This is a genomic window from Pseudomonas flavescens, assembly GCF_013408425.1.
GTDB classification, from domain to species: Bacteria; Pseudomonadota; Gammaproteobacteria; order Pseudomonadales; family Pseudomonadaceae; genus Aquipseudomonas; species Aquipseudomonas fulva_A.
In genome coordinates, this window is the sequence record NZ_JACBYV010000001.1 from 5,177,002 (window position 1) to 5,196,811 (window position 19,810).

The following is a 19,810-nucleotide window of genomic DNA, read 5'->3' on the forward strand; positions in this document are numbered from 1 at the left end:
GCCCCACCGCAATCAAAAGGCCCTGCTCTGGATCGGTATATGGATGAACTTGGCACTATCGACCTGGAAGAGCTGACCCTCGCGCTGCTGCACAGCCGCGCGGAAGGCACCCGCTTGCGTGAGCGCGAGCAGTTGTTCAGTACCTTGCTGGGCAGCGTCAACGCAGTGCTCTGGGCATTCGATTGGGAGTCTCAGCAAATCACCTACGTCAGCCCGGCTTACGAGCTGATCTTCGGGCGTTCGGCTGGGCTGCTGCTTGCCGACTACGGCGAATGGCTCAACAGCATCTACCCCGATGACCTGGAGTTCGCCGCCGAGAGCATGGCCAAGGTGCTGGAAACCGGTGCAGTGGAAGCCCGCGAGTACCGGATCATCAGGGCCGATGGCGAAATCCGTTGGCTCAGTGACAAGTGCTTCATCGGCCGCCACAGTGACAGCCTGGCTTCGCCGATCATTTTCGGTATCGCTGAAGACATCACCGAGAAGAAGCAGCTGGAAGGCGAGCTGCATCGCCTGGCCACCACCGACGTGCTGACCCAGAGCAGCAACCGCCGGCACTTCTTCGAGTGTGCGCAGAGCGAATTCGAACTGGCCCGCGATCAGGGGCAGCCCCTGGCATTCCTGCTGCTGGACCTCGACGACTTCAAGCACATAAATGACAATTATGGTCACCAGGTCGGGGATCAGGTGCTCCAGCAACTGGCTAACTGCGCCAGTTCGGTGCTGCGCCGCGGCGATCTGTTCGGGCGTATTGGCGGAGAAGAGTTCGCCGCACTGTTCCCGGGCTGTGAGCCGGAGCTGGCAGCGCAGATCGCCCAGCGCCTGCAGCGTGAAATTCAGCGTCTGGCCTTCAATCATGAGGGGCACGCCTTCGGCATCACCGTCAGTCAGGGGCTGACCTCGCTGCGCAGTGGTGATCCAGGCCTCGATGTGCTCTACGCGCGGGCGGATGCCGCCATGTATCAGGCCAAACGCCAGGGCAAGAATCAGATCGTCACCAGCTGAATTTGGCGGAAAACCGCCTTATTCTGTCTCTCAATCGGCGGTTAATCGCTCATTTTGGTGCGTGAGTGACCGCTGGTTCTCTTGCCAATATTGGCAACATATTGAAATGTTGAGTGTTATGCGACTTTAGTCGTCCATGGCACGCAACCTGCTGTGCTAGATTCATCAGCAACGGCCCGACTGTGGCCGACAATAACAATGCAGAGAATCGAACGATGCCGTTTTTCCTTCGCCTTCGTCTTCAGTTCCAACCGATACATCTTCATTCCTGAGCGCATTCGTGCTGCCGTTGAAACTACCTGTGGCGTCAGTCTGGCTGCCTGGTAACCGACGGTCGTGCCCTGAATTCGGCTGATTTTGAGCCCCTGGCGGCATCGCCCATCAGACCGATGTGTTGCACCAATAAAAGAAAAGACACTGGAGAGATCACGATGAAAAAAGCTTCCCTGGCGCTGGCCGTAGCCGCCGGCACTCTGGGTCTGACCCTGGGCAACGTCGCAAACGCTGCCTTTATCGAAGACAGCACCGCCAAACTGGATCTGCGTAACTTCTATTTCGACAACGACAACCGTGAAAGCCAGGGTGAAGTCGGTGTTGCCAACGCCCACAGCGGTCAGGTGCGTGAGTGGGGCCAGGCGTTCCAGCTGAACCTGCAGTCGGGCTTCACCGAAGGCACCGTCGGCGTGGGTGTGGATGCGCTGGGTCTGCTGGGCGTACGTCTGGATGGCGGCGGTCGTGGCGGTAAGGTTGGCCAGTCCCGTACTCCTAGCGCACTGTTCCCGCTGGAAAGCGATGGCAGTGCCCGTGACGAGTTCAGCAGCCTGGGTCTGACCGGCAAGATTCGCGTCTCCAAGACCGTGGCGCATGTCGGTACCCTGCAGCCGAAGCTGCCAGTCGTGACCTTCAACGACGGTCGTCTGATCCCGCAGACCTTCGAAGGCGCGCAGATCACCTCCAATGAAATCGACAACCTGACGCTGGTTGCCGGTCAGCTGGAGCACGCCAAAGGTCGTACCTCGAGCAATGCCGATTCGCTGGCCATTGCCGGTGCAGGCGTTGGCGCGGACAGCAACAAGTTCTATTACGCTGGTGCCGACTACAAGATCAACAAGGATCTGCTGGTTCAGTACTACTACGGCAATCTGGACGATTTCTACAAGCAGCACTTCCTGGGCCTGACCCACACCCTGGCACTGGGTGCCGGCTCGCTGAAGTCCGACCTGCGTTACTTCGACACCGGCTCCGACGGCAAGAACGGCAGTGCTGCCGGTCGTGCTGACGGCTACCGTGGCTCAGGCTTCTGGAATGGTGGTAACACCAACTCCAGCTTCGGCGAAGTGGACAACCGCACCTGGAGCGCGTTCTTCACCTACAGCCTGGAAGGCCATGCGCTGAGCGCCGGTTACCAGCAGGTTTCCGGTGACAGCAACTTCATCCAGTTGAACCAGGGTTCGATCCCAGGCCAGGGCGGTTCCACCACCTACCTGATCACCGACCGTCAGATCACCAACTTCGGTCGTGCTGGCGAGCGCACCTGGATCACCCAGTACGGCTACGACTTCGGCAAGATCGGCGTTCCTGGCCTGACTGCCAACGTGCTGTACATGAAAGGCGACAACATCAAGTCGGCCACTGGCGACCTGAAAGAGTGGGAACGCGACCTGACCGTCAGCTACGTGCTGCAGGACGGCGCCATGAAAGGCCTTGGTTTCGCCTGGCGTAACGCTTCGCTGCGTTCCGAAGTGGCGAACGCCGATGCCGATCAGAACCGCCTGATCGTCAGCTACAGCATCCCGCTGCTCTAAGCCGCAATGCCGAGCCGCACCACGCGGCGGCTCGTCTCGAAGCAAAAGCCCGGACTGGTTCCGGGCTTTTGCTTGTCTGGGCGCCGAGAGTAGCCGTCAGCCCGCGCTCCGGACTGCCGGTTGCTGCTGCGTGATGCAGTGAATGTTGCCGCCGCCCAGCAGGATCTCGCGGCCCGGGACCATGACCACACGGTGCTCGGGGAACAGGCGCTCGAGGATGGCTTTGGCTTCCTGATCCTTGGGATCATCGAAACTCGGCGCGACGATGCCGCCGTTGACGATCAGGAAGTTCACGTAGGATCCGGCCAGGCGCACATCCGGGCTGCGTTCCTGGCTACCCAGTACGCGGTCGACTCCGGCGCATTCTTCTTCGCTCGCATAGAGCGGGCCTGGGATCGGCATCTTGTGTACGGTCAGGGCGCGGCCCTTGGCGTCGCGGGTGTTCTCCAGCACGCGCAGGGCCGCCTGGCAGCGTGGATAATTGGGGTTTTGCTGGTCGTCGGTCCAGGCCAGTAGCACTTCGCCCGGGCGTACGTAGCAGCAGAAATTGTCGACGTGGCCGTCGGTCTCGTCGTTGAACAGGCCGTCCGGCAGCCAGATGACGGTGTCGATGGCCAGGTGATCGGCCAGCACGGCTTCGATTTGCTCGCGGTTCAGGTGCGGGTTGCGGTTGTGGTTGAGCAGACACTCTTCGGTGGTGATCAGCGTGCCCTCGCCGTCGACATGGATCGAGCCGCCTTCGAGCACGAAGCCCTCGGTACGATAACGATCGCGGCCTTCCAGGCCAAGAATCTTGCTGGCCACCTGGTCATCGCGCAGCCAGGGGAAGTACAGGCCGCCCTCGAAGCCGCCCCAGGCGTTGAAGCCCCAGTCGACCCCCCGCAACTCGCCATTCGCGCTGGTCACGAAGGTCGGACCGGTGTCGCGTACCCAAGCGTCATCGGTAGTCATTTCCACCACCCGAATGCGCTCGTGCTGCAGGTGCGCGCTGGCATTCTCGTATTGTCCGGCGGAAACGCAGACGGTCACTGGCTCGAATTCTGCGATGGCCCTGGCCACGGCAGTGAACGCATGCTGTGCTGGCTTGCCGCCCAGGCGCCAGTTGTCCGGCCTCTCTGGCCAGACCATCCAGGTCTGGCTGTGGGGCTCCCATTCAGCTGGCATGCGAAAGCCATCGGCGCGTGGTGTGGAGGTGAGGGTGGTCATGGCATTGCTCCGTAGCGGAAGTCGGTCGATAAAAGAGGACAGGATCAGGAGGCCAGGGTGCCATCCAGGGTTTTCAGCGGGCCGTAGAGATCCGCGCGGCGATCACGGAAAGTGCCCCAGGCGCTGCGCACCTGCTCCAGTTGGTCGAGATCGAAGCTGTGCACCCGTACACCTTCTTCGCTCTCGTTCAGTTCTTCGACCTTTTCGCCGAACTGATTGGCGATGAAGGACGAGCCATAGAACGTGATGCTGTAGCCATCCTGTTCTTCGACGCCGATCCGGTTGCTGGCGATCAGCGGCATCAGGTTGGCGCCGGCGTGGCCTTGCTGCACCCGTTGCCAGTGATCGCGGGAGAGGATACTGGCGTCGTGGGGCTCGCTGCCGATGGCGGTCGGGTAGAAGAGTATCTCCGCGCCCAGCAGGGCCATGGCCCGCGCGCTTTCCGGGAACCACTGATCCCAGCAGATGCCCACGCCGATCCTGGCGTAGCGGGTGTCCCATACCTTGAAACCGGTGTCGCCGGGATTGAAATAGTACTTCTCGTGGTAGCCGGGGCCGTCCGGGATGTGGCTTTTCCGATAAATACCGAGGTTCTTGCCGTCGGCATCGATCACCACGATGCTGTTGAAGCGTGCTCGCCCGGCCAGTTCATAGATGCTGATCGGCAATACCACCTGCAACTCTCTGGCGATCTTCTGAAAGTGCGCGATTGCCGGGTTGTCTTCGACCCGCCTGGCCAACTGCAGATAGTCGGGGTTGGGCTTCTGGCAGAAGTACGGCGTTTCGAACAGTTCCTGCAGCAGAATGATCTGGGCGCCCTTGGCCGCTGCCTCACGTACCTGCTTTTCGGCGTTGGCGATGTTCGCTGCAGTATCCCAGGAGCAGGCCATCTGGGTAGCGGCAACGGTAACGGAACGGGACATGAACGACCTCCAGAGGACGCGGTTCGCAAGGTCGGAACCTTGGCAGACGTGTCGAGACAGATGGGTGAGTGCGCTGGAACCTTTCCAGTGCTGCCTGCTGTTTATATTCGATAAAAATCCGCATTAATAGGGTTTTAGTAAAATTCTCATATTTTTATAGACTTTTTTGCGGATAAGTATCTGGTTTTTATTGGTCGTCCATCTCTTCACCCCCGGTCTGGGCGAGAGGGCTGGCGAACGTTGCGCGGGCGCCTGATGAGGTGCTCGCTAGGTCGCCTCCTTTCGCGATGGGGGTCAGACCGTCGTTCGTTTGCGTAGATAGGGCGGCAGGTACAGGCTCAGATAGGCATCGAACACGCGCATACCCTCTTCGCCGAGACGCGGGGTGATGTGGCCGTGCTGCTGTATGGAGCGGGCATAGACGCGATCGCCCAGTTCCATCGCCAGGGTGAATACGTCGATATCCTCCGGCAGGGAAGGCAGCTCGAAATGCCGTTCGAACAGTGCCTGCATCTGCTTGCCGAGTTCGATGTCGTGCTGACGATCTGCCTGGGTCACCTCGCTCAGCCCATGCTGGGCGAGGATCAACTGCCGCGCGGCAGCGTCATTGGCGTAGATCGTCAGCATGCGCTGTTCGACGATGCGCGAGAGGTCGCGCCAGCCTTGCAGTGTCGTGGCGTCGATGGGCTCCTGCAGGCATGCACGGAAGGCGCCATGCACGTCGGCAGTCAGCGCCTGCAGCAGAGCAGGGACGCTGGGAAAGAAATGGTAGACCGAGGAGGGCGCGATGGCGGCGCGCTCGGCAACGGTATAGATCGACAGGGCCGCGACGCCCTGCTCTGCTAGCAGGGTGCGGGCTGCCGCGAGAATCAGTTCGATGCGCGCCTGGCTGCTGGCGCGGGGTTTGCGTGCGCTCATTCAGGCACCGTCACGAAAGCGCTTCCACACCGCTTCACGCACTTCGGTCTGTTTGGCTGGCAGTGTTTCCAGCACATGCAGGCGGCGTTTCAGCTCGGTGTCCGGATAGAGCGCCGGTTCATTGCTCAGGCTGCTGTCGAGAAACTGGCGGGCATCGGCGTTACCGCTGGGGTAGAGGGTTTCACGAGTGATCTGCGCGGCGACTTCCGGGCGCATCAGGTAGTCGATGAATCTGTGGGCCAGGTCCGGATGAGGGGCGTTGCTCGGAATCACCAGATTGTCGATGAACAGCACCGAGCCTTCTTCTGGGATCACGAATTTGACCGGTTGGCCATTTCTGGCTGCACCCAGGGCGTCACCGACCCAGGCCAGCGCCATGCACAGGTTGCCGTTGTCGAGGTCGTCGATATAGCGCTCGCTGTCCACGTAGCGCAGGTTCGCACGCACCTGCTGCAGCAGTTCGCCTGCACGCTTGATACGGGCGGGGGCTGCACGGGCGAGGCTACGGCCCTGATAGTTGAACAGTACCGACATCACTTCTTCCGGCGCGTCCAGGGTGCTGACGCCACAGCTTTTCAAGCGGGCGCTCTGAGCCGGGTCGAACAGCAGGCTCCAGCTTTGTGGCAACGGCCCGCCATACGCCGCTTCGGCCTTGGGCTGGTTGATCGCCAGGCCTACGGCGCCCCACAGGTATGGCACCGCATGAAGGTTGTCGGCGTCGACCGCTGCCAGCTTGGTCAGCAACTCCCTGTCCAGGTGCTTGCGATTGGGCAGCTTGCTGAAGTCCAGCGGTTGCAGGCGGCCAGCTGCGAGCAGTGCGGGCAGGTTGTTGTGCGAGGGCACGGCAATATCGACAGGTTCGCCGCTGGCCAGCACGGCGTCGAGTTCTTCGGCGGTGCTGAACGTACGGTAGTCGACGGCGATACCGGTTTCTCTCTGAAAACGTTCCAGCACCTCGGGGGCGATGTAATCGTTCCAGTTGTAGACGCGAATGCTGTCGCCATCTGCAGCCGTTGCGAAGAGCGGGCTGAGGGCCAGTAACAGGGGGGCGAAACGACGGATCATTGCAGTCATCCTGGTTGGCAATGACGCCGATTAGGCGGGCGCCGTGCGGCGGCGTCAATGGCCTTTAGCCATTCGATGGCTCTGGAATGGGGCTTGGTAGGGAAACGCCGGCGGTTGCCGGCGTTCCAGACCCTACACGGTGTGCAGGTACCAGTTGTACTCGAGGTCGGAAATGGTCGTCTCGAACTCCTGCAGCTCCGCCTCCTTGCAGGCGACGAAGATGTCGATGTAATCCGGACTGATGTACTTGTTCAGTACCTCGCTGTCGTCCAGCTCACGCAGGGCGTCGCGCAGGTTGTTCGGCAGGCTCTGCTCCAACTGCTCGTAGGAGTTGCCCTCGATCGGCTCGCCCGGCTCCAACTGGTTGGTCAGGCCGTGGTGAATGCCGGCGAGGATCGACGCCATCATCAGGTACGGGTTGGCATCGGCGCCGGCCACACGGTGCTCGATGCGGATGGCGTCGCTGCTGCCCGTGGGCACGCGTACTGCGACCGTGCGGTTGTCCAGGCCCCAGCTCGGCGCGTTCGGCACGTAGAACTGGGCGCCGAAGCGGCGGTACGAGTTGACGTTCGGGCACAGGAAGGCCATCGAAGCCGGCATGGTTTCCAGGATGCCGGCGATGGCATGGCGCAGCGGGGCATGCTGTTCCGGGTCTTCGGTGGCGAAGATGTTTTCGCCGGTCTTCTTGTCGAGCAGCGAGATGTGCACGTGCAGACCGTTGCCCGCCTGGCCCGGATAGGGCTTGGCCATGAAGGTCGAGTCCATCTCGTGGTCGTAGGCGATGTTCTTGATCAGGCGCTTGAGCAGCAGCGCGTGGTCGCAGGCTTTGAGGGCATCCTTGGTGTGATGCAGGTTGACCTCGAACTGCGCCGGGGCGCTTTCCTTGACGATGGCATCGGCCGGCAGATCCTGCTCCTTGGCGGCTTCGAGCATGTCCTGCAGGCAGTCGACGTACTCGTCGAGGTCATCGATCAGGTAGACCTGCGTCGAGTGCGGGCGCTTGCCGGAGATCGGCGAGCGCGGTGGTTGTGGACGGCCGTTCACGTTCTCCTGGTCGATCAGGTAGAACTCCAGTTCGAAGGCCGCGCAAATGGTCAGGCCGAGTTCGTCGAACTTCTGTACCACCTGGCGCAATACCTCACGGGGGTCGGCGAAGAAAGGGTTGCCGTCCAGTTCGTGCATGGTCATCAGCAGTTGCGCGGTCGGGCGCTTCTGCCAGGGTTCCTTGCACAGGGTATCGGGGATGGGGAAGCAGATACGGTCGGCATCGCCGATGTCCAGGCCAAGGCCGGTGCTTTCCACGGTGGCGCCGTTGATGTCCAGGGCGAACAGCGAAGCGGGCAGGTTGATGCCCTTTTCATACACCTTGTGGAGGCTGGCGCGTTCGATGCGCTTGCCGCGCACCACGCCATTCATATCTGCAATCAGAAGGTCGACGAACTGAACCTCAGGATGTTCCTTGAGGAACGCGTTCGCTTCATTGAGCTGAACGGCACGCGGGGGTACCGACATGATGCAACACCTATGTTGTTAAAAATATCAATCAATTACTGACACACCGGGAGTCAATCCCAAACGCCAGATGCTGTCAAGGCAAGCCGATGCTGCCCTAAATAAGAGCGTTGTGGCCATTTTTAGGGCGTTTCAGGGCATTTCGACGCCAAAGTTTTGCACCGTTTTGGTCGTGAGCAATGCCAGGCGTTGAGTGAATGTTGTCGTGTTGTATAAAAAAATGAACAAGGATAAGCTCGGGAAAAGCCCAGATAATCCAACAATACGGGTGTTTCATGATTCGCATGTCGCTCTCCAGCGTCATTGCTCGTGCCGCGCAGTCCGGGGCGTACCCGGGGGCGGCCGCTGGCAGCCATGCCTGTTGGGCGACGATCGTCCGCCATTCGCTGCGTGGCTCGAACGGCGCAGTACGGTTCGTTCGTCCCGCTCGAAAATCTGCACACTCCGTCAGCTTTCCCTCTCCGCTCACGACCATCGTGCCTCGCCAGCCAGAATTGCGTGGCGCTTCACATCGGTCTTTGCTCAGCCAAGGCTTTGGCGTTTTTCATCGAGCTGATTCGTGCCCCGACGCAGCGGCCCGTGCTTTGCAGGTGAGGCTGGGTCTGTCGAGTGCAACAAAGGTCGGTTACAGTCGTCGGCAGTGTGGCGAAACAGCGCTAGCGCCGCGCGAAGGTCGGGCCCGCATGCCTGGATGGGGTGCAGGGCCTTGGCCGAGCCCGCGCGACAACCCGGATTATCCTGCGCGCCAGGCGGCTTCGAAGCGAAGTGCGTCAGGTGCGCGGGGCATGTCGAGCCGGCCGAGGATGCCGGTTTCAAAAACCCTGAGGTCTCTATGAGTACCAAATTGGACCAGCTCTCCAGCTGGCTGAAAGAACGCAAGATCACCGAAGTCGAATGTCTGGTCAGCGACCTGACGGGTATCGCCCGTGGCAAGATCTCGCCGACCAACAAATTCCTCGACGAGAAGGGCATGCGCCTGCCCGAAAGCGTGCTGCTGCAGACCGTGACCGGCGATTACGTCGAAGACGACGTCTATTACGACCTGCTCGACCCGGCCGACATCGACATGATCTGCCGGCCGGACGAGAACGCCGTGTTCATCGTGCCCTGGGCCATCGAGCCGACCGCCCAGGTGATCCACGATACCTACGACAAGCAAGGCAATCCGATCGAGCTGTCGCCGCGCAACATCCTCAAGAAAGTGCTGCGCCTCTACGCCGACAAGGGCTGGCAGCCGATCGTGGCGCCGGAGATGGAGTTCTATCTGACCAAGCGCAACAGCGACCCGGACTTCCCGCTGGTGGCGCCGATGGGCCGTTCCGGGCGTCCGGAAACCGGCCGGCAGAGCTTCTCGATCGACGCGGCCAACGAATTCGATCCGCTGTTCGAAGACATGTACGACTGGTGCGAGCTGCAAGGCCTGGATCTGGACACCCTGATCCACGAGGAGGGCCCGGCGCAGATGGAAATCAACTTCCGTCACGGCGAAGCGCTGCACCTGGCCGACCAGATTCTGGTGTTCAAGCGCACCATGCGCGAGGCGGCACTCAAGCACGACGTCGCGGCGACCTTCATGGCCAAGCCGATCACCGACGAGCCGGGCAGTGCCATGCACCTGCACCAGAGCATCATCGACAAGAACACCGGCAAGAACATCTTCTCCAACGAAGACGGTTCGATGAGCGAGCTGTTCATGCACCACATCGGCGGCCTGCAGAAGTACATCCCGGAACTGCTGCCGCTGTTCGCCCCCAACGTCAACTCGTTCCGCCGCTTCCTGCCGGATACCTCGGCACCGGTGAACGTCGAATGGGGCGAGGAAAACCGCACCGTTGGCCTGCGCGTACCGGATGCCACGCCGCAGAACCGCAGGGTCGAGAACCGTCTGGCTGGCGCCGACGCCAACCCTTACCTGGCCCTGGCGGCCAGCCTGCTGTGCGGTTACATCGGCATGGTCGAAGGCATCGAGCCGAGCGCTCCGGTGGTCGGTCGCGGTTACGAACGCCGCAACCTGCGCCTGCCGCTGACCCTGGAAGCCGCGCTGGAGCGCATGGAGACCTGCCAGGTGGTCGAGCAGTACCTGGGCCACAAGTTCGTCAGTGGCTATGTGGCGGTCAAGCGTGCCGAGCACGAGAACTTCAAGCGCGTGATCAGCTCCTGGGAACGCGAGTTCCTGCTGCTCTCGGTCTGATTCAGCCCGGGGCCGGCGCGCGATCCGCACGGCCCCGCATTCATAAGAGGTGAACATGACGGTAAACAACCCGAAGACCCAGCAATGGCAGGCCATGAGCCGCGACCATCACCTGGCGCCTTTCAGTGATTTCAAGCAATTGGCCGATAAGGGTCCGCGCATCATTACCCGCGGCGAAGGTGTGCACCTGTGGGACAGTGAAGGCAACAAGATTCTCGATGGCATGGCCGGACTGTGGTGCATCGCCATCGGCTATGGCCGTGAAGAGCTGGTCGAGGCAGCCAGCAAACAGATGCGCGAATTGCCCTTCTACAACACCTTCTTCCAGACCGCCCACCCGCCCGTGCTGGAGTTGGCCAAGGCACTTTCCGAGGTGACTCCAGCGGGCATGAACCATGTGTTCTTCACCGGCTCGGGCTCCGAAGGCAACGACACCATGCTGCGTATGGTGCGCCATTACTGGGCGCTCAAGGGCAAGCCCGGGAAGAAGGTGGTGATCGCCCGCGAGAACGGCTACCACGGCTCCACGGTCGCCGGTGCCAGCCTGGGTGGCATGAAAGGCATGCATGAACAGGGTGATCTGCCGATCCCCGGCATCGTGCACATCGCTCAGCCTTACTGGTTCGGCGAAGGCGGCGACATGACCCCGGAGGCTTTCGGCATCTGGGCAGCCGAGGAGTTGGAGAAGAAGATTCTCGAAGTCGGTGAAGACAACGTCGCGGCATTCATCGCCGAGCCGATCCAGGGGGCAGGCGGTGTGATCATCCCACCGGACAGCTACTGGCCCAAGGTGCGCGAGATCCTCGCCAAGTACGAAATCCTCTTCGTCGCCGATGAGGTGATCTGTGGGTTCGGCCGCACCGGTGAGTGGTTCGGTAGCGATTATTACGGCAATACACCGGACATGATGACCATCGCCAAGGGCCTGACCTCCGGCTATGTGCCGATGGGCGGCCTGGTGGTGCGTGACGAAATCGTCCAGGTGCTCAACGAAGGTGGCGATTTCAACCACGGTTTCACCTACTCCGGGCATCCGGTGGCAGCGGCCGTGGCGCTGGAAAACATTCGAATTCTGCGCGAAGAAAAGATCGTCGAGCGAGTCAGAGAGGAAACGGCACCGTATTTGCAGAAACGACTGCGTGAACTGGCGGATCATCCCCTGGTGGGGGAGGTACGTGGAGTGGGCATGCTTGGCGCCATCGAACTGGTGAAGGACAAGCAGACCCGCGAACGTTATCCGAGCGACAAGGCTGTCGGTATGATCTGCCGCGGTCACTGCTTCGAGAACGGATTGATCATGCGCGCCGTCGGCGACACCATGATCATTTCGCCGCCACTGGTGATCAGCAAGACGGAAATCGACGAGCTGGTGGAAAAGGCCCGTAAATGCCTGGATCTTACCGCGCGTGCTTTACTGGCCTGAGGCTTGAGCGATGGAGCAGTTATCGCCAGACTGCGCCGGCCAAAAAAGGGGACCACGCGGCAACGCGTGGCAACCCGGATAATCAACACTACCAATGGAGCTGAACCGCATGATCAAGACTTTCGGCAAGACTCTGCTAGCGGTGACGCTGGCCGGCACCATGGCCGGCGTGGCGCAGGCTGACAGCAAGGTACTGAACGTCTACAACTGGTCGGACTACATCGCTGCGGACACCGTGGCCAAGTTCACCAAGGAAACCGGCATCAAGGTCACCTACGACGTCTTCGATTCCAACGAGACGCTGGAAGCCAAGCTGTTCGCCGGCAAATCCGGTTACGACATCGTGGTGCCGTCGAACAATTTCCTGGCCAAGCACATCAAGGCCAAGATCTATCAGCCGCTGGACAAGTCCAAGCTGCCGAACTGGGAAAACCTGGACAAGAATCTGCTGAAAACCGTCGAGGTCAGCGACCCGGGCAACCAGTACGCCTTCCCCTACATGTGGGGCTCGATCGGTATCGGCTTCAACCCGGAGAAGGTCAAGGCTGCACTGGGCGAGAACGCCCCGGTGGATTCCTGGGATCTGCTGTTCAAGCCCGAGAACATCGAGAAGCTGAAGTCCTGTGGCGTGTCGTTCCTCGATTCGCCAACCGAGATCCTGCCGATCGCCCTGCAGTACCTGGGCTACGAGCCGACCAGCACCGATCCCAAGCAACTCAAGGAAGCCGAGGAACTGTTCCTGAAGATCCGTCCTTCGGTGACCTACTTCCACTCGTCCAAGTACATCTCCGACCTGGCCAACGGCAACCTCTGCGTAGCCGTGGGTTACTCGGGCGACGTGTACCAGGCCAAGTCCCGTGCCGAAGAAGCCGGTGGCAAGGTCAAGGTGTCCTACAACATTCCTAAGGAAGGTGCCGGTACCTTCTTCGACATGCTGGCGATCCCTGCCGATGCCGAAAACATCGAGTCGGCCTATGCCTTCCTGAACTTCCTGCTGAAGCCGGAAATCATGGCCGAGATCACCAACGAAGTGCAGTTCCCCAACGGCAACGCCAAGGCGACGCCACTGGTGGATGAAGCCATTCGTAACGACCCGGGCATCTACCCGACCCAGGAAACCATGGGCAAGCTCTACGCCTTCCCGGATCTGCCGCCGGCAGCCCAGCGCGCCATGACCCGCAGCTGGACGAAGATCAAGTCCGGTCGTTGATCGAGCCGCGACCGCAGCGCCTTCGTGCGCTGCGGTACGTGCTCGTGCAGGGATAACGGGCGGATCGCCGCCCGCCGAGCGTTGCGGCCCAGCCGTGACGCTCACTCGAATCGCGATGCGTCACCGGTTCTGGTGACGAGCCAAAACAAGAGGACGACCTGTGCATTTTCCCCTGGGCAAGATCCTGACAACGACCGCGCTTTCGGTTGGCTTGGCAACCCTGGCACATGCGGACGGTACCGTGCATATCTACAACTGGAGCGATTACATCGGCGAGGAAACGCTGGCCGAGTTCCAGAAGGCCACGGGTATCAAGCCGGTCTACGACGTCTTCGACTCCAACGAAACCCTGGAAGGCAAACTGCTCGCCGGCCGTACCGGCTACGACGTGGTCGTGCCGTCCAACCATTTTCTCGGCAAGCAGATCAAGGCGGGCGCGTTCCAGAAACTCGACCGTTCGCTGCTGCCGAACTGGAACAACCTCGACCCGGCGCTGCTCAAGCAGCTCGAAGCCAACGACCCGGGCAATCAATACGCGGTGCCTTATCTGTGGGGCACCAACGGCATTGGCTACAACGTCGCCAAGGTCAAGGAAGTGCTGGGTGTCGATGAAATCGACTCCTGGGCCGTGCTGTTCGAACCGGAGAACATGAAGAAGCTGGCCACCTGCGGCGTTTCCTTCCTCGACTCGGCGGACGAGATGATTCCCTCGGTACTCAATTACCTGGGCCTCGATCCGAACAGCCAGAGTGGCGATGATTACGCCAAGGCCGAAGCCAAGCTGCTGGAAGTGCGGCCCTACGTGAGCTACTTCCACTCCTCGAAATACATCAGCGATCTGGCCAACGGCAACATTTGCGTGGCGTTCGGTTACTCCGGTGATGTTTTACAGGCCGCAGACCGTGCCGCGGAGGCCGGAAAGGGCGTCGAAATCGCCTATGCGATTCCCAAGGAGGGCGCCAACCTGTGGTTCGACATGCTCGCCATCCCCAAGGATGCCGGCAACGTCGCGCAGGCCCATGCCTTCATCAACTACCTGCTCGATCCACAAGTGATCGCCGGGGTCAGTGACTATGTCGGTTACGCCAACCCCAACACCAAGGCTGGGGAACTGATGGATCAGGACATTCGCCAGGACGAGTCGGTGTACCCACCGCAGGCCGTTCTGGACAAGTTGTACATCTCAGCCGAACTGCCGCCCACGGCGCAGCGCCTGATGACGCGAAGCTGGACGAAGATCAAGTCCGGAAGATGAACCCATTAGCGCCCGGCCTTTGCCGGGCGCCATTTTTGCTGCGGGAGTTTGGTAATGGCAGTTGCTTCCAGTACCTACAAGAAGGTCATCGAAGGGAGCCAGCAACCGAAAGAGGTGCTGGTCAAGATCGAGCGTGTAACCAAGAAGTTCGACGAGACCATTGCCGTCGACGATGTGTCGCTGACCATCAACAAGGGGGAGATCTTCGCCCTGCTCGGTGGCTCCGGCTCGGGCAAGTCGACCCTGCTGCGCATGCTCGCCGGGTTCGAACGGCCGACCGAGGGGCGCATTTTCCTCGATGGCCAGGACATCACCGACATTCCGCCCTATGAGCGGCCGATCAACATGATGTTCCAGTCCTACGCGCTGTTCCCGCACATGAGCGTGGCCGACAACATCGCCTTCGGCCTCAAGCAGGACAAACTGCCCAAGGACGAGATCGACGCCCGCGTGGCGGAGATGCTCAAGCTGGTGCAGATGAGCCAGTACGCCAAGCGCAAGCCCCATCAGCTTTCCGGTGGCCAGCGTCAGCGTGTGGCCCTGGCCCGTTCCCTGGCGAAGAAACCCAAGCTGCTGCTGCTCGACGAGCCCATGGGCGCGCTGGACAAGAAGCTGCGTTCGCAGATGCAACTGGAGCTGGTGGAGATCATCGAGCGCGTCGGCGTGACCTGCGTGATGGTGACCCACGACCAGGAAGAGGCCATGACCATGGCCCAGCGCATCGCCATCATGCACCTGGGCTGGATCGCGCAGATCGGCAGCCCGATCGACATCTACGAGACGCCGGCCAGTCGCCTGGTCTGCGAGTTCATCGGCAATGTCAACCTGTTCGAAGGTGAGATCGTTCACGATGACACCGACCATGCGGTGATCAACTGTCCGCAGTTGGACAAGCCGATCTACATCGGCCATGGCATCAGCACCCGCGCCCAGGAGACCCAGGTCACCTATGCGATGCGCCCGGAAAAGCTGCTGATGGCCACGCAACTGCCCAGCGACCACGAGCACCCGGATTACAACTGGAGCCACGGCAGCGTTCACGACATCGCCTACCTGGGCGGTCACTCGGTGTACTACGTCAAGCTCACCTCCGGGCAGATCGTGCAGTGCTTCATCGCCAACGCCGAGCGTCGCGGCAAACGACCGACCTGGGATGACCCGGTGGTGGTGTTCTGGGAAGACGACAGCGGCGTGGTGCTGCAGTCATGAAAATGAGCAGCCTGACCAAGCGTATGCCTACCGGCCGACACCTGGTGATCGGCGTTCCGTTCATCTGGCTGTTTCTGTTCTTCCTGCTGCCATTCATCATCGTGCTGAAGATCAGCTTCGCCGAAGCCGATGTGGCGATTCCGCCTTATACGGAAATCTACACCTGGGTGGACAACACCCTGCAGGTGGTGCTCAACCTGGGTAACTACATCTTCCTCAGCGAAGATGAGCTGTACGTGGCTGCCTACCTGGGCTCGCTGAAGATCGCCTTTTTCAGCACCCTGGCCTGCCTGCTGATCGGTTACCCGATGGCCTACGCCATTGCCCGTGCGAAAAAGGAGACCCAGATGGTTCTCCTGCTGCTGGTGATGATGCCGACCTGGACCGCGATCCTGATCCGCGTCTATGCGTGGATGGGCATCCTCAGCAACAACGGCCTGCTCAATGGCTTCTTGCAGAGCATCGGGCTGATCGACACGCCGCTGCAGATCCTCAACACCAACACCGCGGTGTATATCGGCATCGTCTATTCGTACCTGCCGTTCATGATCCTGCCGCTGTTCGCCAACCTGGTGAAGCACGATCAAAGCCTGCTGGAGGCTGCCTCGGATCTCGGCTCGAGCAACTTCAACAGCTTCTGGAAGATCACCGTGCCGTTGTCGAAGAACGGCATCATCGCCGGCTGCATGCTGGTGTTCATTCCGGTGGTGGGCGAGTTCGTCATTCCCGAGCTGCTTGGCGGCCCGGAAACGCTGATGATCGGCAAGGTGTTGTGGCAGGAGTTCTTCAACAACCGCGACTGGCCGGTAGCTTCCGCCCTGGCGGTGGTGATGCTGGCGCTGCTGTTGATTCCGATCATTCTGTTCAACAAGAACCAGGCCAAGGAAATGGAGGGCAAGGCATGAAGAACTTCCGCTTCTCCACGCTCATGCTCTGGGTCGGTTTCGCGTTCATCTATCTGCCGATGTTCATCCTGGTCATCTACTCGTTCAACGCCTCGCGGCTGGTGACGGTGTGGGGTGGCTGGTCGACCAAGTGGTATGTCAGCCTCCTCGATGACCGCCAGTTGATGGGCGCGGTATGGCGCTCCCTGGAAATCGCCTGCTACACGGCGATCGCCGCAGTGGCGCTGGGCACCATGGCGGCCTTCGTGCTGACCCGGGTGCACCGCTTCAAGGGACGCACGCTGTTTGGCGGCCTGGTCACCGCGCCGCTGGTCATGCCCGAGGTGATCACCGGTCTGTCGTTGCTGCTGCTGTTCGTGGCCATGGCACAACTGGTCGGCTGGCCGGCGGAACGCGGCATGATGACCATCTGGATCGCCCACACCACCTTCTGCTCGGCCTACGTGGCCGTGGTGGTCTCGGCGCGTCTGCGTGAGCTGGACCTGTCCATCGAAGAGGCCGCCATGGATCTTGGTGCGCGACCCTGGAAAGTGTTCTTCCTGATCACCATCCCGATGATCGCGCCTTCGCTGGTGGCCGGTGGCATGATGTCCTTTGCCCTGTCCCTGGATGATCTGGTGCTGGCCAGCTTCGTGTCCGGCCCTGGTGCCACCACACTGCCAATGGAGGTGTTCTCCAAGGTACGTCTGGGGGTTACCCCGGCGATCAACGCCGTGGCCAGCCTGATCCTGCTGGCGGTGTCCCTGGCGACCTTCCTGGTGTGGTTCTTCGCCCACCGCGCGGAAGAGCGTCGCCGTCGGGCGATTCAGCAGATCATGGAAGAAAGTCAGGCGGCGATTCATGCACGCCCAGAGGCCAAACCCGCTCACTAAGCCCGTTTGCTCGACAGACAATGCCCGCCACTGCGTCAGCAGGGCGGGCATTGTGCTTTCTGGCGGGCGTTGCGTTGCCGATGCTGTAAGAGCCGGTCTGCTGGCGAGACTCTTATCCAGAGCATCGCCGGCAAGCCGGCTCCTACTCGTCATGGTTGTCATCAGCGCGCCAGCTGGAGTCGCTCGCCGATACGAATAACAGGCCATAACGAAAACGCCCGGGCATTGGCCCGGGCGTTTTATCTTGCGTGGTACGTCAGCGGGTCAGATGCAGGAAGTGCATGTGGCGCTCATACTGGTCGAGGATATCGCCGATCACTTCTTCGCGGTTCCAGCCCATCACGTCGTAATCCTGACCGCCTTCGTCCAGGTGGACTTCGGCGCGGAAATACTTGCGCTCTTCGTTGGTGTCGTCGCGGGTGTCGCGCATCACGAAGCTTGGCTGGATCAGCGCGCGTGGGCGCACCTGATACTGGAAGTCAGCCTCGCTGCCGTGACTGACCGACAGCGTCACGCGGCCATCTTCACCGCTCTCCACGGTCGCTTCGCGGCCTTGTTTGCGCAGCTCCTCTGCAACCTGCTCGCAGGCGGGCAGGACGGTCTCGCTGATGAAGCGATTCACATGAGAACGACGTGGCAGCATGACCATGCTGCGCAGACGACGCTGCCAGCCGCCCGGGCTCGTGCTGCTGCGCGAGCTGAGGGAAACCTGATCGCGCAAGCTGCGCTTGGCCGCATCCAGCTGCAGCGCGCGCAGCAGGCCCCACATCGACGCCATCAGCGCGATCACGAAGGGCAGGGCACTGGCGATGGTCGCGGTCTGCAAGGCCTTGAGGCCGTCGGCGAGCAGCAGCGAAGCCGCCACCACCGCCATCAGCGCTGCCCAGAAGATGCGCTGCCACACCGGCGTCTGGTCTTGCCCGCCCGAGGCGAGCATATCCACCACCATGGCGCCGGAATCCGCCGAGGTGACGAAGAACACCACGATCATCAACACCGCGATCTGCGACAGGATCATCGACATCGGGAAGTGTTCGAGGAAGGCGAACAGTGCCAGAGAGCTGTCCTTGTTCACGGCCTCGGCGAGATCGGTGACGCCATCGACGAGAATCATGTGGATGGCGGTATCACCAAATACGGTCATCCACAGCAGGGTGAAGCCGGCCGGCACCACCAGCACGCCGCTGATGAACTGGCGGATGGTGCGACCGCGGGAAATCCGCGCGATGAACAGCCCCACGAACGGCGACCACGACAGCCACCAGCCCCAGTAGAACAGCGTCCAACCACCGATCCAGTCGGTCGGCTCATAGGCGTAGAGGTTGAAGGTCTTGCTGACGATCTCCGACAGATAGCCGCCGGTGTTCTGCACGAAGGTCTGCATGATGAACACGGTCGGGCCCAGGATCAGCACGACCAGCAGCAGGCCCACGGCGAGAATCATGTTCAGCTCGGAAAGGCGGCGAATGCCCTTGTCCAGGCCGCTGACCACGGAAATGGTCGCCAGCGCCATGGTGAAGACCAGCAGGCCGATCTGTACCGCGGTGGTGGTCGGCAGGCCGTACAGGTGGTTCAGGCCGGTGTTGATCTGCAGCACGCCGTAGCCCAGGGAGGTCGCCACACCGAGTACCGTGCCGATTACCGCGAAGATGTCCACGGCATGGCCGATGGGGCCGTAGATACGGTCGCCGATCAGTGGGTAGAGCGCCGAGCGCAGGGTCAGCGGCAGGTTATGTCGATAGGCGAAGTAGGCCAGGATCAGCGCGACGATGGCGTAGATCGCCCAGGCATGCAGACCCCAGTGGAAGAAGGTCAGCTTCATCGCTTCCTTCGCCGCCGTGACGGTCTGCGGGTCGCCTACCGGCGGCGCGATGAAGTGCATCACCGGCTCGGCCACGCCGAAGAACATCAGGCCGATACCCATGCCGGCGCAGAACAGCATGGAGAACCAGGTGCTGTTGTTGTATTCCGGTTCGCTGTGATCGGGGCCCAGCTTGATGTCGCCATAGCGACTCACCGCGAGGAACACCACGAAGATCAGGATCAGGGCCACGGCCAGGATATAGACCCAGCTGGCATTCTCGATGATCCAGGCCTGGGTGGCACCGAACACGCTCTGGGCGTTGTCCTTGAACACGGTGCTGTAGATCACCAGGCAGGCGATCAGAAAGGTCGAGCCGAAGAAAACCGGCGGGTTGAGGGTGGAGCGGGAAGACAGAGGTGCCTCCATTGAGCTAGCTCTCCTTGGTCGGAGTCAGTCCATGACGTATGCGCACACCCGTTGGAGCTTGGCCGGGTGGCGAGCGGATGG

General features: G+C 61.1%; 15 protein-coding genes. 9 read left to right on the plus strand and 6 right to left on the minus strand.

Going from position 1 to position 19,810, the window contains the following annotated elements; all coding sequences use genetic code 11:
• Nucleotides 1-39: 39 nt before the first annotated feature.
• Complete coding sequence (locus FHR27_RS23125) at nucleotides 40-1,005, plus strand: GGDEF domain-containing protein (RefSeq protein ID WP_042552416.1); 966 nt, start codon at nucleotides 40-42, stop codon at nucleotides 1,003-1,005.
• 431 nt (nucleotides 1,006-1,436) lie between these two features.
• Nucleotides 1,437-2,810 (plus strand): OprD family porin, encoded by a 1,374-nt coding sequence (locus FHR27_RS23130; protein WP_042552415.1) that lies wholly within the window; start codon nucleotides 1,437-1,439, stop codon nucleotides 2,808-2,810.
• A gap of 96 nt (nucleotides 2,811-2,906) precedes the next feature.
• On the opposite strand, the gene aguA is transcribed toward FHR27_RS23130, so the two are convergent.
• The 5 genes from aguA to FHR27_RS23155 all read right to left on the minus strand — a co-directional run bounded on the left by aguA (nucleotide 2,907) and on the right by FHR27_RS23155 (nucleotide 8,434).
• A complete protein-coding gene (aguA, locus tag FHR27_RS23135) occupies nucleotides 2,907-4,016 on the minus strand; it encodes an agmatine deiminase (RefSeq protein ID WP_179539666.1) in 1,110 nt (369 codons plus the stop codon).
• 44 nt (nucleotides 4,017-4,060) lie between these two features.
• The gene (gene aguB / locus FHR27_RS23140) at nucleotides 4,061-4,939 is read right to left on the minus strand and encodes an N-carbamoylputrescine amidase (protein WP_042552413.1); all 879 of its coding nucleotides are present in this window, start codon (nucleotides 4,937-4,939) and stop codon (nucleotides 4,061-4,063) included.
• 294 nt (nucleotides 4,940-5,233) lie between these two features.
• Complete coding sequence (locus FHR27_RS23145; protein ID WP_042552412.1) at nucleotides 5,234-5,857, minus strand: TetR/AcrR family transcriptional regulator; 624 nt, start codon at nucleotides 5,855-5,857, stop codon at nucleotides 5,234-5,236.
• Nucleotides 5,858-6,922: a polyamine ABC transporter substrate-binding protein gene (locus FHR27_RS23150; protein WP_042552411.1), complete on the minus strand. Its 1,065-nt coding sequence runs from the start codon at nucleotides 6,920-6,922 to the stop codon at nucleotides 5,858-5,860. It lies immediately after the preceding gene.
• A 132-nt stretch (nucleotides 6,923-7,054) separates the two neighbouring features.
• On the minus strand, nucleotides 7,055-8,434 hold the full coding sequence (locus tag FHR27_RS23155) for a glutamine synthetase family protein (RefSeq protein ID WP_042552410.1): 1,380 nt from the start codon (nucleotides 8,432-8,434) through the stop codon (nucleotides 7,055-7,057).
• An 832-nt stretch (nucleotides 8,435-9,266) separates the two neighbouring features.
• On the opposite strand from FHR27_RS23155, the gene FHR27_RS23160 reads away from it, so the two are divergent.
• The 7 genes from FHR27_RS23160 to FHR27_RS23190 all read left to right on the plus strand — a co-directional run bounded on the left by FHR27_RS23160 (nucleotide 9,267) and on the right by FHR27_RS23190 (nucleotide 17,499).
• On the plus strand, nucleotides 9,267-10,625 hold the full coding sequence (locus tag FHR27_RS23160; protein WP_042552409.1) for a glutamine synthetase family protein: 1,359 nt from the start codon (nucleotides 9,267-9,269) through the stop codon (nucleotides 10,623-10,625).
• Nucleotides 10,626-10,680: 55 nt separating this feature from the next.
• Entirely contained in the window at nucleotides 10,681-12,048 is a 1,368-nt protein-coding gene (locus tag FHR27_RS23165) for an aspartate aminotransferase family protein (RefSeq protein ID WP_042552408.1), read from the plus strand.
• Nucleotides 12,049-12,157: 109 nt separating this feature from the next.
• Nucleotides 12,158-13,258, plus strand: a complete 1,101-nt coding sequence (locus FHR27_RS23170; protein WP_179539668.1) for a polyamine ABC transporter substrate-binding protein — start codon at nucleotides 12,158-12,160, stop codon at nucleotides 13,256-13,258.
• 172 nt (nucleotides 13,259-13,430) lie between these two features.
• A complete protein-coding gene (locus tag FHR27_RS23175; RefSeq protein WP_156152657.1) occupies nucleotides 13,431-14,513 on the plus strand; it encodes a polyamine ABC transporter substrate-binding protein in 1,083 nt (360 codons plus the stop codon).
• Nucleotides 14,514-14,567: 54 nt separating this feature from the next.
• Nucleotides 14,568-15,722, plus strand: a complete 1,155-nt coding sequence (potA, locus tag FHR27_RS23180) for a polyamine ABC transporter ATP-binding protein (protein ID WP_042552407.1) — start codon at nucleotides 14,568-14,570, stop codon at nucleotides 15,720-15,722.
• Complete coding sequence (locus FHR27_RS23185; RefSeq protein WP_444964381.1) at nucleotides 15,719-16,627, plus strand: ABC transporter permease subunit; 909 nt, start codon at nucleotides 15,719-15,721, stop codon at nucleotides 16,625-16,627. Before potA ends, FHR27_RS23185 begins: the two co-directional genes overlap by 4 nt.
• The gene (locus tag FHR27_RS23190) at nucleotides 16,624-17,499 is read left to right on the plus strand and encodes an ABC transporter permease subunit (RefSeq protein WP_179539670.1); all 876 of its coding nucleotides are present in this window, start codon (nucleotides 16,624-16,626) and stop codon (nucleotides 17,497-17,499) included. The genes FHR27_RS23185 and FHR27_RS23190 overlap by 4 nt, the downstream gene beginning before the upstream one ends.
• Nucleotides 17,500-17,755: 256 nt before the next feature.
• Here FHR27_RS23190 and FHR27_RS23195 read toward each other — a convergent pair whose 3' ends face one another.
• The gene (locus FHR27_RS23195) at nucleotides 17,756-19,729 is read right to left on the minus strand and encodes a BCCT family transporter (RefSeq protein ID WP_042552404.1); all 1,974 of its coding nucleotides are present in this window, start codon (nucleotides 19,727-19,729) and stop codon (nucleotides 17,756-17,758) included.
• Between the last annotated feature and the right edge of the window lie 81 nt (nucleotides 19,730-19,810).